Genomic DNA, 13,527 nt, shown 5'->3' on the forward strand with positions numbered 1-13,527 from the left:
TACTCGCGAGCCCGAGGCTGCAGGCTCGGCGGGTCACGGTTGCTGGTTGTGGCGCTGTTGGGCCTGGTGTAGCTGGTTTTCCAGGGATACGATGCGGCAGGCTGCCTCGACCGGTGTTCCGTGGTCGACCAGTTCCCGTACCCGCGCGGCGAGGCGTAGCTGGTGGCGGGAGTAACGGCGGTGGCCACCGGCCGAGCGCTGCGGTTCGATCAGGCCGGTCTCATCGAGGCTACGCAGGAAGTTCTGGCTCGTGCCGAGCATGTCGGCGGCGCGCCCCATGGTGTAGGCGGGGTAGTGCTCGTCATCGAATTTGGCGCCCTGACCGTCGGGCGTGTCCGGGTCTTCCCGGTGAGAAACCATTCCACCTCCATGCACAAAGAGCCCCGAGTGCCGGGCACGGCACTCGGGGCCTTCATGGGTTGGGTTTCATCATTGCCTACCGGCGAACAAGCCGGCCTTCTGTACCCGCATCCAGTGGCACCACCGGATTTCGCGGGGATCGCTTCGTCGTAACCGAGAACCACCTTCCAATACAATCGGACTGCGGTACCCGCGCGGCATTCCTACACAGCCGCGGCAGGCGATCCAATGATGCTTCCCCTATCCCTTCTTTCTCATTACTTCCTCGTACGCGGTACGACACCCTTGCGGCGCGGTCGTACCTACCCGTTCGCGGGTAGCTCCATCATTTCCCGCGCTCTGTTACCTCGTCTGTGCGGAGGCAATACTAGACACACCCAACGTTGAATGTCTACCCCTGTCAGCATAGATTTACTGTGTGGACTGGAGGAAGGTCAGCGGGTCACGGGCGCCCCGCAGACCTGCACGTCACCTCCTCCGGTTCCCCGGGGCGCCGGTGATGGGACAACGAGAGGACCGCTGCAACATGGGCGAGCCGATTTCGCTTGAGACCTGAATCGCCGGGCCGGTCCGCGACACGATCACCGCGATGACCGGCGACCCGTGGCAGGCGGCCGTGTTGGCACATCACCAGGATGAGCTGCGTCGCGAACTCGCGGCGATCGCCGCACCCCTGAACCGCGCCACCCTCACGCTCTATTTGCATGTACTCGGCCACACCCTGGACTACCTCGCCGCGCACGCCGTCGGCGACATGCTGCCGGTGGCCCGTGTCCACGACACCGGACTGGACTGGTTCACCGTCCGGATCGCCGCCACATGCCAACTCGCCCTCGACGAAGGCCTCACCCACTGAACACCCCAACACCATCCGCATCAGGGGCCCGTCCCACAGGCAGGATCGCGCGAGCCGGTACCTGAGATCACTGACCGATGACCTCAGCTGTGCACGGCGCCACCGCAGTGGGCGGCATCTGAGCGGGATCACAAGCGGCAGGTCTGCGCGTCCCCGTGGTGGCCTGCCGCTTGTACGACAAAGGTCGGTACCGACGGGCAAAATGGAACACAGTTCGAGCGGGTTTCCAGGAAGCACACGAAGAGGGACGGATCGATGGCTGCACTCACCCCGCGGGAGAAGCGAGAGATCAAGAGAAGAGAAGAGGCTCTAGCAAAGGAACGGGAACAAGCACGCAAGAAGGCCGAGAAGAAGTACAACAAGTCCATAACCGCCACCTCGCGAAGCGCAGGGTCATCCCCATCGGCGCGGATCACGAACATCTACCAAACTCACTACGGCAACGCGGTGACCGTCACCGGTCAGGGCAACCAGGTCGCAGTCGGAGTCGATGGGGATGTGGCCCAGGAGATCGACAACCAGAACATCAGCACGCAGCCGATCGACCTGGACACCACGCTGGCAGCCGTCCGCGACCTCCTACATCACCTGCAGCACGACGGCATCCAGATCGACAACCACGAGCTCGCCGACGAGCTGCGCAACGAGGCAGCCAAGCTGCAGTCGGAAGCACAGGCCGAGGAACCTGACCAGGGCACGATGAAGCGGCTGGCCGCCAATCTCGGTGAGAAGTTGACGATGATCTCCTTGAACGCAACTGGCGGTTTCACCGCTCAGCTGCTCGCCACAGCCTTCCTCCCGCCCACACCGTAAGCACCCCGTGCCCGGTGCACGCTGAGAGCACTACGACCAGATGGTCAAGTACTCCACCGCGCTCCGGCTGGGCACGGCGGAATCGGAGTCGATCCTGCGCCGGTTCACTCGCGGCTGGCCGAAACACACGCGGCGTACCAGGCACTGGAAGAACTCGGCCGCGTGGTGCGCACGACCTTTGCCTGCGGCTATCTTTGCTTCTCCAGACCTGCGCCGGGAGATCCACGGCGGGTTGCAGGTCGTGGAGAACTAGAACTCCGGCAACACCGTGCTGTTCTACGGCAAAGACGGCGGCCTGGCCGGCCCGGACCGCGAGCACGTCGAGGTCTCCATGCTCGCCCCACACCTGCTGCAATCCGCGCTCGTGCACCAGCACGCGGACGGCGCCCGCCGCTGCCCCGAGGGGCACGACCCAGCCCGGAACGAGGCGGCAACACGCGCTGCAACGCCACCCATTGCCGGTGCGTCAGATCCTTACGCCCGCCGCTCGATACGGTTCCCACCGAGGTCTCCGGATAGATGTTGATCTTCTTGGTCGTCGATCCATCTACCGGAGACCTCGATACATCCCCACACCAGGGCCCCTTCTTAAACAGCTCCTAGCGCACGATAAGACACGGATGTTCCTCAAACGCGCGGTCATGGGCAGCGGTCCCGCAGCCCATGACCCGGTTTCCGACGCGGCGACGACCAGTAGAGAAGGCTCGCCGCCGCAATCGCCGGGAATCAGCTCTCTGGCTGCAGCACCTTGTCGATGACGAACACTGTGGCGTTCGCGGTGGGCACGTTGCCGCACAGCACCTCGGCACCGTTGACCGTTGGCGCCTTTGCCGAACCACCGATCTCGACCTTCCCGCCCTGGACGGTCTCGACCGACCCGGCCTCGGTCAATTCCTCTGCGTCCATCCGCTTGGGCACGACGTGGTAAGTCAGAGTGGACTGGAGATCTTTTTTCATGGACGGATCCTCGAGAAGCGCCTTCAGCGTCTTGGGAGGAAGCTGGTCGAAGGCCGGGTCCGCTGGAGCGAACACGGTGTAATGCGCATCCTGTTTGTTCAGCGTATCGACCAGGCCAGCGGCTTTCACCGCAGCGGTCAGCTTGGTCAGCAGCGGGTTGTTGCTGGCCGCGGTACCGACCGGGTCGTCAACCATGCCTTGCACGGATCCCTCGTCATTCGGGTCGCTGGGCACATCCGCGCATCCGGGTCCGAACACGTCGTCGGCGGTGGTGACACCGTCCTTCATTCGTCCGCCCTGCGAGTCGGGAGCCATCGAGGACGATTCCTGCCCCGACGCCCCCGGCTGCCCGCCGTTCTGGTCACCGGCATCCTCGGCGTTGCCGCAGGCACCCAGGGTCAAGGCGAGCGCGGCGACCGCACCCGTGATGGCGGCGGGTCGGCGAAAGGTCTTCATGAAAATCAGCTCCTCTGCGGTCTCCCGAGCTTCTCGGGTCTCTTTTTGATTCGATGCCGCGGATGGAACCGATTGGTCCGGGAAGGAAAAACTCATGTCTGATCGAGCTCATGTGGCGATAAAGGTTATGGAATGTAGACCGGTCGCTCCGTTCGGTATGGGCGGTACGCGTTCGGCGACCTGGGTGTAGCCGGTGCGGTCTGTCGCGCGGCACTCGACGGTGTGGGTTCCCGGCGAGAACCCCAGTTCGGCACGCCACATTCGCCATGTCTGGTTGTTGACCTCGGTGGACAGTTCGGCGCGCTGCCATTCTCCGCCGTCCACGCGCACCTCGACGGCGGCTATTCCGGTGTTCTGTGCCCAGGCCACACCTGCGACCGTCATGGTTCCCGCCGGGAACTTCTGGAACGCCGCCGGCCGGTCGATGCGGGACTGTGTCTTGATGGGCGCCTGTTCGGCCCAGCCCCGCTGCTCCCAGTAGGTCTTCCGCTCGAACGTGGTCAGCTCCATGTCGACCAGCCACTTCGTGGCCGAGAGGTACCCGTAGAGCCCCGGTGTCACCATGCGGACGGGAAAGCCGTGTTCCACGGGTAGCGCCTCCCCGTTCATGCCGTAGGCCAGCAGCGCACCGCGGTCGCCGTCGAGGAGCACGTCCACCGGAGTGCCCGCGGTGTATCCGTCCACACTGGTGCTGAAGACCTGCTCGGCACCAGCACGAACACCCACCTCTCCGAGGAGCTCGCTGATCGGGACGCCGGTGAAGGTCGCGGTCGACACGTACGGGCCGCCCACCTCGTTCGAGACACAGGTCATCGTGATCGTGCGCTGCACCGTGCGGCGGGCCATCAGATCGTCGAGGCCGAGGACGAGCTCGCGGTTGACCATGCCGTGAATCCGCAATCGCCAGGCGTCGGCGTCGACCGCCGGGACCGACAGCGCCGTGTCGACCCGGTAGAAGTCCCGGTTGCGCGTGATGAAGGACGGCGTGCCGGCGCGCACGAAGTCAGCGCCGCCGGGGATCGGTGGATTGGCGGGTATCCGGCGGGTGATCCGATCCCGCGCCGCCTGCACACCCTGATCGCGGGACAGGGCCTGCCCGCCGAAGGCCGATCCGGCGGCGACGGCGGAGAGGCCGGCCACGCACAGCACGAACGTCCGGCGGGAAGCACCGGACTCACCGTCACCCTGGTCCTGAGAGTCACCGTCCGGATCCTGCGAGTCCACTGTGACCGTCCGATCACGCGCGGCGAGCCGGTGCAGCAGGACGAACGCTGCGGTCCCGGCCAGCAGTGCGGCCACCGCGGGCAGTACGCCCAGCACGACGAGATCGGGGCGGGCCGACGCAGCCCCGACGCCGACGAGCCCGAACCCGCCGATCAGCACGACACCGGGCCACACTGAGCGGCGGGACAGCAGGCCGGCAGCCAGCGCCAGCACCAGGATCACGACGGCCATTCCGCCCAGCAGTACGGTTTTGTCGGACTCGCCGAACTGCTGAATGGCGAACTGCTTGACCGGATCGGGCGTCAGATCGATCGCGGTGTTGCCCACCGCCAGATACGGCGAGGAGTTCGGTGCCCACAGCCCGGCGAGCAGGTGCCCGATGCCCAAGGCGAATGTCACTGCGAGCACGCCCACGAGCATTCCCCGCAGTGCTCCAGGTCCGGGAGATTCATGATGGCCGGTCATACCGGATATTCGGCGACGGCGGTGCGGGCGATTGGTGCCGGTCAGGTCTTCTTGGGCGGCAGCGGGAAGAAACCGCTGGTGCGCTCGATATACGCTCGGTAACCGGGCCGGGTGGCCGCGAGATGCCGTTCGGTGATGGGTTTGCCGCTGCCACGTGCGAGCAGCCAGGTCATCAGCAGCGGCGAGAGCACGGTCGCGGCACCGGGCAGCTGCTGCGCCGCGATCAGATACAACCCCCACCACACACACGCGTCGCCGAAGTAGTTCGGGTGACGCGTGTAGCGCCAGAGCCCGGTGTCCAGGACCGCACCGGAGCTGGCCGGATCGGCCTTGAACCGCCGCAGCTGCCGATCACCGATCACCTCGAACGCGAACCCGCAGCACCAGACCATGACGCCAGCCACGGCCAGCGGCCCAAACGAATCCGGCTGCTGCTGGCCCACCACCACGGGCAGGGCGACGAACCACATCACGAGCGCCTGGGTGAGATACACCCGCACGAACATGCGCAGCACCGGGCGACGCCGTCCGCGGGCGAACATCTCGCGGTAGCGGCGATCCTCTCCGCCAGCGACGTTGCGCCGATGAATGTGGACCGACAACCGCACGCCCCACACCACCGTGAGCACCGTCAGCATCAGCGCACCGCCGAACCCTCGCGGCTCCACGACGAATTCGGCCACGGCGATCACCGCGAAACCGGCACCCCAGGCGCTGTCGATCGTGTCATAACGCCCACGCACCCGTGCCACGGCGAACGTCACCGTGATCACGCCGAGCGCCACGGCGAGCGAGGCGAGCACCGCGTGCGGCACGGCCATCACACCCGCTCCGCAGGCATGCCGCTCTCCCCGGCCGCGTCGGGCCGCACCGCCAGGAACTGCTGTACGCCCATCCGGTTCTGCTCGAAAGCCAGCGCTCCGCCAGCCAGATAAAGCCGCCAGATCCGCACGCCCTCCCGCCCGATCACGGCGGCCGCCTCTTCCGTGCGGTCCTCGAGCAACCGCATCCAGGCCCGGACCGTGCGGACATAGTGCTCACGCAGCGCGTGCACATCCCGGATCTCGAAGCCCGCGGCCTCGAGATGTTGCACCGTTCGCCCGACCGGCACCATGGTCATGTCCGGCGCGATGTAGGACTCGATGAAGGCTCCCCCTCCCGGTGCGTTCTCGCCTCTCGACATCTGCTGGAGCAATAGGCGGCCCTGCGGCCGAAGATTGTGGTAGAGGGTCGCGACGTAGTCCGGATAGTTGCGCTCGCCGACGTGCTCACCCATCTCGACGGTGGCGATCGCGTCGTAGGGTTCGTCGTCCAGCCCGCGGTAGTCCTGCAGTCGCACCTCGGCCGATGCGGTGAGGCCCTCGTCGGCGATCCGCCGGCGCACGTACTCGTACTGCTCGGCCGAGAGCGTGACACCGGTAACCCGCACCCCGTACTCCCGCGCGGCGTGCAAAATCAGCGATCCCCAACCGCAGCCGACGTCCAGCAGCCGCATCCCGGGCCGCAACCCGAGCTTGGCGCAGATCAGGTCGAGCTTGTCGCGCTGCGCCTGCTCGAGGGTGCCGTCCTCACCGCGCCGCCAGTACGCGCACGAATACGCCATGCTCGAATCGAGCAGTAGCCGATAGAACTCGTTGCCGGCGTCGTAGTGGTGCGCGATCACCGCGCCGTCCCGCCGCTTGCTGTGCACAGCGCCGCGTATCCGCGCCTCACCCTCGGGCCGAGGCGGTGGCGGGCCGAGAGCCCGGGTACGCGCGGCGAGGCCGAGCAGTGCGGCCAGTTCCCCGAGACCGATCCGTTCGGCGTTCTTCCGAGGAGGTCCAGCGGGCTGCCTGCACCGGCGCAACGCCTCGGTCAGGTCCCCTTCGACGTCGAGGTCGCCGCGCACGTAGGCACGGGCGATCCCCAGTTCGCCGGGACTCCACAGGGCGTACCGCAGCGCCCTTCTGCTCGTGATCGACACGCTGGGGCCGTCGGTGGGGCCCGCGCTGCTGCCGTCCCAGGCACGCAGGCCGACGGGCAGTGGGACGCCCAACAGGCGGTGTGCGAGCGTCTCGATCTGGGGAGCCACCGCGGCTCGGGACGTGCGCATGTTCCTAGTTCGTCGCCGGTGGCCCCGGAGATTGGCCAGCCACGGCACTGTGACCGTAGACACGCAGCCAATCATTCGGGCGACTCGCTCCGAACGAGGGATATGTGTTCCTCACACGACCCGCCTCGGCCATGGACGACCGGTACCGCCGAGGCGCGGCGCAGCGGTGGCTGCTCGATCCGCACGCCGGCGCCTCCGTGCGCGCACCCGAGGACGGCCCGGGTGGACGCGCCATGAGCGAGCGGACCGTCGCCGTGGTCGGAGCAGGCGTTTCCGGGCTGACCGCCGCCTACCTGCTGCGCCACCGCTACCGGGTCGTGCTGTTCGAGGCGGCCGAGCGCCTCGGCGGCCATGCGCACACCCACGGGGTGCGCACCGAGGACGACCGCACGGTCGGCGTGGACAGCGGGTTCATCGTGCACAACGATCGGACCTACCCGAACCTGACCCGCCTGTTCCGCGAACTCGGCGTATCCACACGGGACACCGAGATGTCGATGAGCGTGAGTTGCGCAGGCTGCGGGCTCGAGTACGCCGGTGCCAAAAGCCTGGACGGCTTGTTCCCCCGCCCGGGCAACTTCGTCCGAGCCCGTTATCTGGCCATGCTGGCGCAGGTGCCCGTCTTCCACCGGCGGGCGCGGGCGCTGCTCGACACCGGCGCGACGACGGACTGACCCTCGGTGAGTTCCTGTCCCGGGGCGGGTACTCGCGATATTTCGTGCAGCACTTCGTGGTGCCGCTCGTTTCGGCGGTCTGGTCGTCGGGCGCGACGTCAGCGAGCAGTACCCCGCGCGGTACCTGTTCGAGTTCCTGCACAACCACGGGATGCTCTCCGTCGGCAACTCCCCTGTCTGGCGCACCGTGGAGGGCGGATCGCGCGAGTACGTGGACCGGATCGCGCAGCGCCTGCCGGAGATCAGGGTCGGCACCCCTGTGCGCGGGGTGCAGCGCCACGCCGACGGCGTCGACATCCACGACGATTCCGGCGCGACCCACCGGGTCGATCACGCCGTGCTCGCCACACATGCCGACGACGCGTTGCGCATGCTCGCCGAACCGACCCGCGCCGAGAGCACGGTGCTCGGGTCCTTCGGATACTCGCGCAACGAGACCGTGCTGCACACCGACCCGACGCTGCTGCCGCGCACGACGAGGTCACGGGCTTCCTGGAATCACCGGAAGGAGTCGTGCGCGGCCAAGCCGGGCGGCGTGATCGTCAGCTACGACATGAACCGCCTGATGCGGCTGGCCGAGCCGGAGGACTACGTGGTAACCCTCGGCGCGGCGACCGGATCGATCCACGGCGCGTACTCGCCACCATGACCTACACACACCCGATCTACACACCCGAATCGGTGGCCGCGCAACGACGCCTCCCCGAACTCGGCGACAACCGGGTGCGCTTCGCTGGCGCCTACCACGGCTGGGGGTTCCACGAGGACGGCTGCGCGTTCGGATTGCGCGCCGCCGAAGCCTTCGGTGCCGGGTGGACGTCGCCATGACAGCACCCGCGCTCTACGAATCTGTGGTGACGCACACCCGGCACGGGGATATCCCACGCACCTTTCGGCATCGGCTTTACACCTGGCTCGTGGACCTGGACGAGCTGCCGGAACTGCCGCCCTGGCTGCGCCCGTTCGCCCGCTTCGACGCACGGGATCACCTGGCGCCCACGGCGAGCCAATCCGGCGAAACCTGGACGCCTGGCTTGCCGCACAGGGTGAGCCGAATGTCGGCCGGGTGCTGATGCTGGCACACGCACGCGTGCTCGGGCACGTGTTCAACCCGATCACTGTGTACTGGTGCCACCGGCCGGACGGACAGCAGGCGTGTGTGGTCGCCGAGGTGTCCAACACCTACGGCGAGACGCACCGCTATCTGCTGCATCCGGACGCCGAAGGAACCGCCGAGACGGACAAGAGGTTCTACGTCTCACCGTTCCTGCCGGGGCACGGACGCTACCGGTTGCGGCTGCCCGCGCCCAGCGAACGTCTCGCGCTGCGTGTGGAACTGCACGGCACGGACGGCGTGCTGCTGACGGCCACGCTGTCCGGCCGGCGCGCTGCGGGCAGCCTACGGCAACTCACCCGCATGCTGGCGCGCAGACCCCTCGTCCCGCACCAGGTGTCGGCATTGATCCGCGCGCACGGCATCGCACTGTGGTTACGCCGGGTTCCCCGGTTCGCGCGGCAGCGCACCCTCGAGAGGAGTCACCGTGAGCATCACCGAGCTGCCGGCCCACGTGGGCCGCCCCGCACCAACGTCAGCCCCGCCGCCACCCTGGCAGCGACTCGACCGCCCTCCGCACGCGCCAGTGCGAGCGCGGCTGGCGGAGCGGCTGTTCCGGCACGCCGTGCGTACCCTCCCGGTGCGCGTCGCGCTGGCCGGAGGCAAGCGACTCGGCCGCGGCACAGCGGGATCGCCGCTGATGCGGATCGACCGGCCCGGGGAGTTCTTCCACCGGCTCGGGCTGAACGGCAAGATCGGGTTCGGCGAGTCGTACATGGCCGGCGACTGGTCCAGCCCCGACCTCGCCGCACTGCTCACGCCGTTCGCCGCGCGCATGGCCGGTCTCGTGCCAAAGCCGCTGCAGGTGTTGCGCAGTTCTGTCGACGCCCCCCAACCGGATGCAGAGCGGAACACCGTCAGCGGGGCACGCTCCAACATCCACCGGCACTACGACCTGTCCAACGACTTCTTCGCGACGTTCCTCGACGAAACGATGACCTACTCCGGTGCGCCGCTGACCCCCGGCGGCGACCTGCACACCGCCCAGCTATCCAAATTGGACTCGATATTGGACCTGGCCGGGGTCGAAGCGGGTACGAGGCTGCTGGAGATCGGCACGGGCTGGGGTTCGCTGGCGATTCGCGCAGGACAGCGCGGCGCACGCGTGACCACGGTGACCCTGTCCGAGCAACAGCGTGCGCTCGCCGTCCGGCGCCTCGCCGAGGCCGGCTTGAGTGATCGGGTCGACGTGCGGCTCGCCGACTACCGCGACACCGAGGGAACCTACGATGCCGTCGTCAGCATCGAGATGATCGAGGCCGTCGGCGCGGAGTACTGGCCGACATACTTCCGGACACTGGACCGGCTACTGGTAAGCGGAGGACGGGTGGCGCTCCAGGCCATCACGATGCCGCACGACCGGCTGCTGGCCACCAAGAACTCGTACACGTGGATCCACAAGTACGTCTTCCCCGGCGGCCTGCTGCCCTCGGTCGAGGTGATCGAACGCAACGTCGCCGCGAACACGGCGATGACCCTCGCCGAGCGCCGCGCCTTCGGGCCGGGTTACGCCGAGACTCTGCGACAGTGGGGCCAACGGTTCACCGAGCGGTGGGTCGACGGCACCGACCGCGGCTCCGATGACCCACTGAACCGCATGTGGGAGTTCTATCTCGCCTACAGCGAGGCCGGTTTCCGTTCCGGATACCTCGATGTGTGGCAGTTCGGCATGCACAAGCAGCCAGGAGATGACCGACGTGGATGAAAACGCACACCCCCGGATCGTGCCGCGCGACCCCACATCGCGGCCCGAACCGGACCCGGATGCACTGCTCGTCGAGGTCGGCAAGGGAAACGAGGCCGCCTTCGAGCGGCTGTACGACGTCGTCAGCGGCCCCGTGTTCGGGCTCGTACAGCGTGTCGTGCGCAACGCCGCCCAGTCCGAGGAAGTCACCCAGGAGGTTCTCGTCGAGGTCTGGCGCAACGCGACGCGTTACCGGCAGGACAAGGGCAGTGCGATGACCTGGGTACTCACACTCGCGCATCGCCGCGCCGTGGACAGGGTGCGCTCCGAACAATCCACGTCCGACCGTGAGGCGAAGGCCGGCTCACGATCCGGCACGGCGGCGTTCGACGAGGTCAGCGAATCCGTGCTGGCGCGGCTGGAGCATCGGCAGGTCCGACGCTGCCTGTCCACCCTGACCGAGCTCCAGCGCGAATCGGTGCTGCTGACCTACTACCGCGGCTACACCTATCGCGAGGCGGCCGGATTGCTCGATTCACCCCCCGCGACGATCAAGACCCGACTGCGGGACGGTTTGATCCGCCTGCGCGACTGCCTGGCGGTGAGCCGATGAGCACGGAGATGTCGACATTCACCGGCGCCTACGCCGTGAACGCACTCACCGGCCCGGAGCGTGCCGAGTTCGAGCACCACCTCGCGGTGTGCCAGGAGTGCTCCCAGGAAGTGCACGAGCTGACAGAGGCCGCTGCGCGGCTCGGCGCCGGCGCGGCCGTAGAGCCGCAACCGGAGCTCAAGGCACGCGTACTGCGCGAGATCGCACAGACCCGGCAGGAGCCCCCGGCCACCGGACCGACATCCATCGGATCGCGCTCCGCGCGGTGGCGCAGCAGGTTGGCCACCCGTATCGCCGTCGCGGCCTCCGTCGTCGCCATCGCGGCAGCCGGTGTGCTCGGTGGCGTGGCGTGGCAGTCGCACCGGGAGCTGGAACAGGTCAGGGAGCAGATGGCGCAGGCCGGTGCCCGCGGTGGCGAGATGGCCGAGGTACTGCAGGCTGGGGATGCGCGGATCGTCCACGGCGCGAGTGGCGACGCGTCCGCGACGGCCGTCGTGTCGGAGGAGATGGGTAAGGCGATGTTCATGGGTAAGCGCATGCCGGCGCTCCCGCGGGACAAGGTGCATCAGCTGTGGGCGATCAGCCCCGGCGGCGCCAGCTCGATGGGCGTCCTGGAGCGGGGCGACATGCCGATCGTGCACCATATGCCCGCCGACACCAGGGAGCTCGGCGTCACGGTCGAACCCCAGGGCGGCTCGCCGCAGCCCACGACGGATCCCGTCATGCTGCTCTCCGTGCGGACCTGAGGCCGGGCCAGGCCATGCCGATGCGCACCGCCATCGCCTTATTCACCCGCGACCTGCGGGCCCATGACAACCCCGTGCTGCGTACCGCCGCGGACACTGCCGAACGTGTCATCCCGCTGTTCGTCCTGGACAAGGCCATCACGTCGAGCGGATTCGCCGGTCCGAACCGGGCGGAGTTCCTGCCCCGCAGTCTGTCCAGTCTGGACTGCTCGCTGCGGGAACGGGGCGCGGCTTTGGTCGTGCGGCGCGGCGAACCGATCGCCGAGCTGGGCCGCCTCGTCGCCGAACACGGGGTGACGGACGTGCACGTCGCCGCCGACGTCAGCGGGTACGCGCGGCGCAGGCAGGACGGGCTCATCGCGGAGCTGAACACCAGGGTCCACGTTCACGACACGGCACTCACCGTCGCAGCGCCCGGCTCGCTTACCCCCTCCGGCGGGGGCGACCACTTCGCCGTGTTCACCCCGTACCTGCGGCGCTGGCTGGAGGCGACCTCGCGCGCACCGCTGTCGCCGCCCGGCCGACTGTACATGCCACCGGTCGCTCCGGGAACCGTGCCGGTGGCAGCGGAGATCTGTGCGGGGGCGACGGCGCCGGATCTCGCCGAGGGCGGTGAACACGCCGCTCGCGCGCGTTTGGCCGAGTGGACGGCCGACGAGGTCGACGACTACCCCGACGGGCACGACGACCTCGCAGGCGATCGTACCTCCCGACTCTCGCCACATCTGCACTTCGGCACACTGTCGCCGACGGAGGTCGTGTCGCGGGTCGGTTCCCATACGCAGGGTGCGCGGGAGTTCGTCCGACAACTGGCGTGGCGCGATTTCCACCACCAGGTGCTCGCCGCCCGACCACATACCGCGACGGCGGATTACCGCCCGCGCGGCGACCGTTGGCGCATAGCCCCGGAAGAATTGCAGGCATGGCGAGAGGGCCGCACCGGGTACCCGATTGTCGACGCAGGCATGAGGCAGCTGCTGCGAGAAGGATGGATGCACAACCGGGCCCGGATGATCACCGCGAGCTTCCTGACCAAGACGCTGTACCTCGACTGGCGCGAAGGTGCGCGACATTCCTGTGGAATCTGGTCGACGGGGACATGGCGAACAACCAGCTCAACTGGCAGTGGGTGGCGGGCACCGGCACCGACACCCGGCCGAACCGCGTGCTCAACCCGCTGCGTCAAGCCGAACGATACGACCCGCAGGGTTCGTACGTGCGCAGGTACGTACCCGAGCTGCGTGATGTCCCGAACGGAGCGGTACACCGCCCCTGGACGCTCCCGCCGGCCAAACGCGCCACACTCGACTACACGGACCCACTGGTCGAACTGGATGCCGGACGCACACGGTTTCTCGCCGCCCGGGCCCGCGAGTAGGCCGGTGCGCGCCCCGATCGGTCAACACAGAAGACGACGGCGACGACGTGAGCGGCTGGAGACCTGGAAACCTAGACAGAACCAATGCCGGCGCG

10 protein-coding genes and 4 pseudogenes are annotated in these 13,527 nt (G+C 67.9%); 9 read left to right on the forward strand and 5 right to left on the reverse strand.

Features of this window, described 5'->3' with window-relative positions:
- Window positions 1-33: 33 nt before the first annotated feature.
- Window positions 34-360, reverse strand: a complete 327-nt coding sequence (locus BJF85_RS22060) for a helix-turn-helix domain-containing protein (RefSeq protein ID WP_075849949.1) — start codon at window positions 358-360, stop codon at window positions 34-36.
- A gap of 589 nt (window positions 361-949) precedes the next feature.
- Here BJF85_RS22060 and BJF85_RS22065 point away from each other — a divergent pair.
- From BJF85_RS22065 to BJF85_RS31695, 3 genes and pseudogenes are all read left to right on the forward strand, one after another.
- Complete coding sequence (locus BJF85_RS22065) at window positions 950-1,216, forward strand: hypothetical protein (RefSeq protein ID WP_075849950.1); 267 nt, start codon at window positions 950-952, stop codon at window positions 1,214-1,216.
- 255 nt (window positions 1,217-1,471) lie between these two features.
- Window positions 1,472-2,029 carry a hypothetical protein gene (locus BJF85_RS22070; RefSeq protein ID WP_139320789.1) on the forward strand — a complete coding sequence of 186 codons (558 nt, stop codon included), beginning with the start codon at window positions 1,472-1,474 and terminating at the stop codon, window positions 2,027-2,029.
- Window positions 2,030-2,066: 37 nt separating this feature from the next.
- Window positions 2,067-2,282: pseudogene (locus tag BJF85_RS31695) on the forward strand (hypothetical protein); the annotation flags it as partial.
- 473 nt (window positions 2,283-2,755) lie between these two features.
- Here BJF85_RS31695 and BJF85_RS22085 read toward each other — a convergent pair.
- The 4 genes from BJF85_RS22085 to BJF85_RS22100 all read right to left on the reverse strand — a co-directional run bounded on the left by BJF85_RS22085 (window position 2,756) and on the right by BJF85_RS22100 (window position 7,223).
- Complete coding sequence (locus BJF85_RS22085; RefSeq protein ID WP_075849953.1) at window positions 2,756-3,442, reverse strand: fasciclin domain-containing protein; 687 nt, start codon at window positions 3,440-3,442, stop codon at window positions 2,756-2,758.
- Between the two features lie 108 nt (window positions 3,443-3,550).
- Window positions 3,551-5,065 carry a molybdopterin-dependent oxidoreductase gene (locus tag BJF85_RS22090; RefSeq protein ID WP_369822265.1) on the reverse strand — a complete coding sequence of 505 codons (1,515 nt, stop codon included), beginning with the start codon at window positions 5,063-5,065 and terminating at the stop codon, window positions 3,551-3,553.
- Between the two features lie 107 nt (window positions 5,066-5,172).
- The gene (locus tag BJF85_RS22095) at window positions 5,173-5,952 is read right to left on the reverse strand and encodes a DUF1295 domain-containing protein (protein ID WP_075849955.1); all 780 of its coding nucleotides are present in this window, start codon (window positions 5,950-5,952) and stop codon (window positions 5,173-5,175) included.
- On the reverse strand, window positions 5,952-7,223 hold the full coding sequence (locus BJF85_RS22100) for a class I SAM-dependent methyltransferase (protein WP_075849956.1): 1,272 nt from the start codon (window positions 7,221-7,223) through the stop codon (window positions 5,952-5,954). The genes BJF85_RS22095 and BJF85_RS22100 overlap by 1 nt, the downstream gene beginning before the upstream one ends.
- 233 nt (window positions 7,224-7,456) lie before the next feature.
- On the opposite strand from BJF85_RS22100, the pseudogene BJF85_RS22105 reads away from it, so the two are divergent.
- The 6 genes and pseudogenes from BJF85_RS22105 (at window position 7,457) to BJF85_RS22135 (ending at window position 13,432) form a co-directional block, all read left to right on the forward strand.
- Window positions 7,457-8,725 (forward strand): annotated as a pseudogene (locus BJF85_RS22105) (NAD(P)/FAD-dependent oxidoreductase).
- Window positions 8,722-9,413 (forward strand): annotated as a pseudogene (locus BJF85_RS22115) (DUF1365 domain-containing protein); the annotation flags it as partial. The pseudogenes BJF85_RS22105 and BJF85_RS22115, both read left to right, overlap by 4 nt.
- Window positions 9,414-9,444: 31 nt before the next feature.
- A complete protein-coding gene (locus tag BJF85_RS22120) occupies window positions 9,445-10,716 on the forward strand; it encodes a class I SAM-dependent methyltransferase (RefSeq protein WP_369822266.1) in 1,272 nt (423 codons plus the stop codon).
- The gene (sigK, locus tag BJF85_RS22125) at window positions 10,709-11,308 is read left to right on the forward strand and encodes an ECF RNA polymerase sigma factor SigK (RefSeq protein WP_075849960.1); all 600 of its coding nucleotides are present in this window, start codon (window positions 10,709-10,711) and stop codon (window positions 11,306-11,308) included. Before BJF85_RS22120 ends, sigK begins: the two co-directional genes overlap by 8 nt.
- Window positions 11,305-12,054, forward strand: coding sequence for an anti-sigma factor domain-containing protein (locus BJF85_RS22130; RefSeq protein WP_075849958.1), 750 nt, complete (start codon window positions 11,305-11,307; stop codon window positions 12,052-12,054). Before sigK ends, BJF85_RS22130 begins: the two co-directional genes overlap by 4 nt.
- A 20-nt stretch (window positions 12,055-12,074) precedes the next feature.
- A pseudogene (locus BJF85_RS22135) lies at window positions 12,075-13,432 on the forward strand (deoxyribodipyrimidine photo-lyase).
- The last annotated feature ends 95 nt before the right edge of the window (window positions 13,433-13,527 follow it).

The organism is Saccharomonospora sp. CUA-673 (assembly GCF_001942305.1).
GTDB lineage: Bacteria > Actinomycetota > Actinomycetes > Mycobacteriales > Pseudonocardiaceae > Prauserella.

Coding starts and splice junctions, on each gene's coding strand:
- BJF85_RS22060 (WP_075849949.1), bottom strand. CDS start 360: ATGGTTTCTCACCGGGAAGACCCGGACACGCCCGACGGTCAGGGCGCC.
- BJF85_RS22065 (WP_075849950.1), top strand. CDS start 950: ATGACCGGCGACCCGTGGCAGGCGGCCGTGTTGGCACATCACCAGGAT.
- BJF85_RS22070 (WP_139320789.1), top strand. CDS start 1,472: ATGGCTGCACTCACCCCGCGGGAGAAGCGAGAGATCAAGAGAAGAGAA.
- BJF85_RS22085 (WP_075849953.1), bottom strand. CDS start 3,442: ATGAAGACCTTTCGCCGACCCGCCGCCATCACGGGTGCGGTCGCCGCG.
- BJF85_RS22095 (WP_075849955.1), bottom strand. CDS start 5,952: ATGGCCGTGCCGCACGCGGTGCTCGCCTCGCTCGCCGTGGCGCTCGGC.
- BJF85_RS22100 (WP_075849956.1), bottom strand. CDS start 7,223: ATGCGCACGTCCCGAGCCGCGGTGGCTCCCCAGATCGAGACGCTCGCA.
- BJF85_RS22130 (WP_075849958.1), top strand. CDS start 11,305: ATGAGCACGGAGATGTCGACATTCACCGGCGCCTACGCCGTGAACGCA.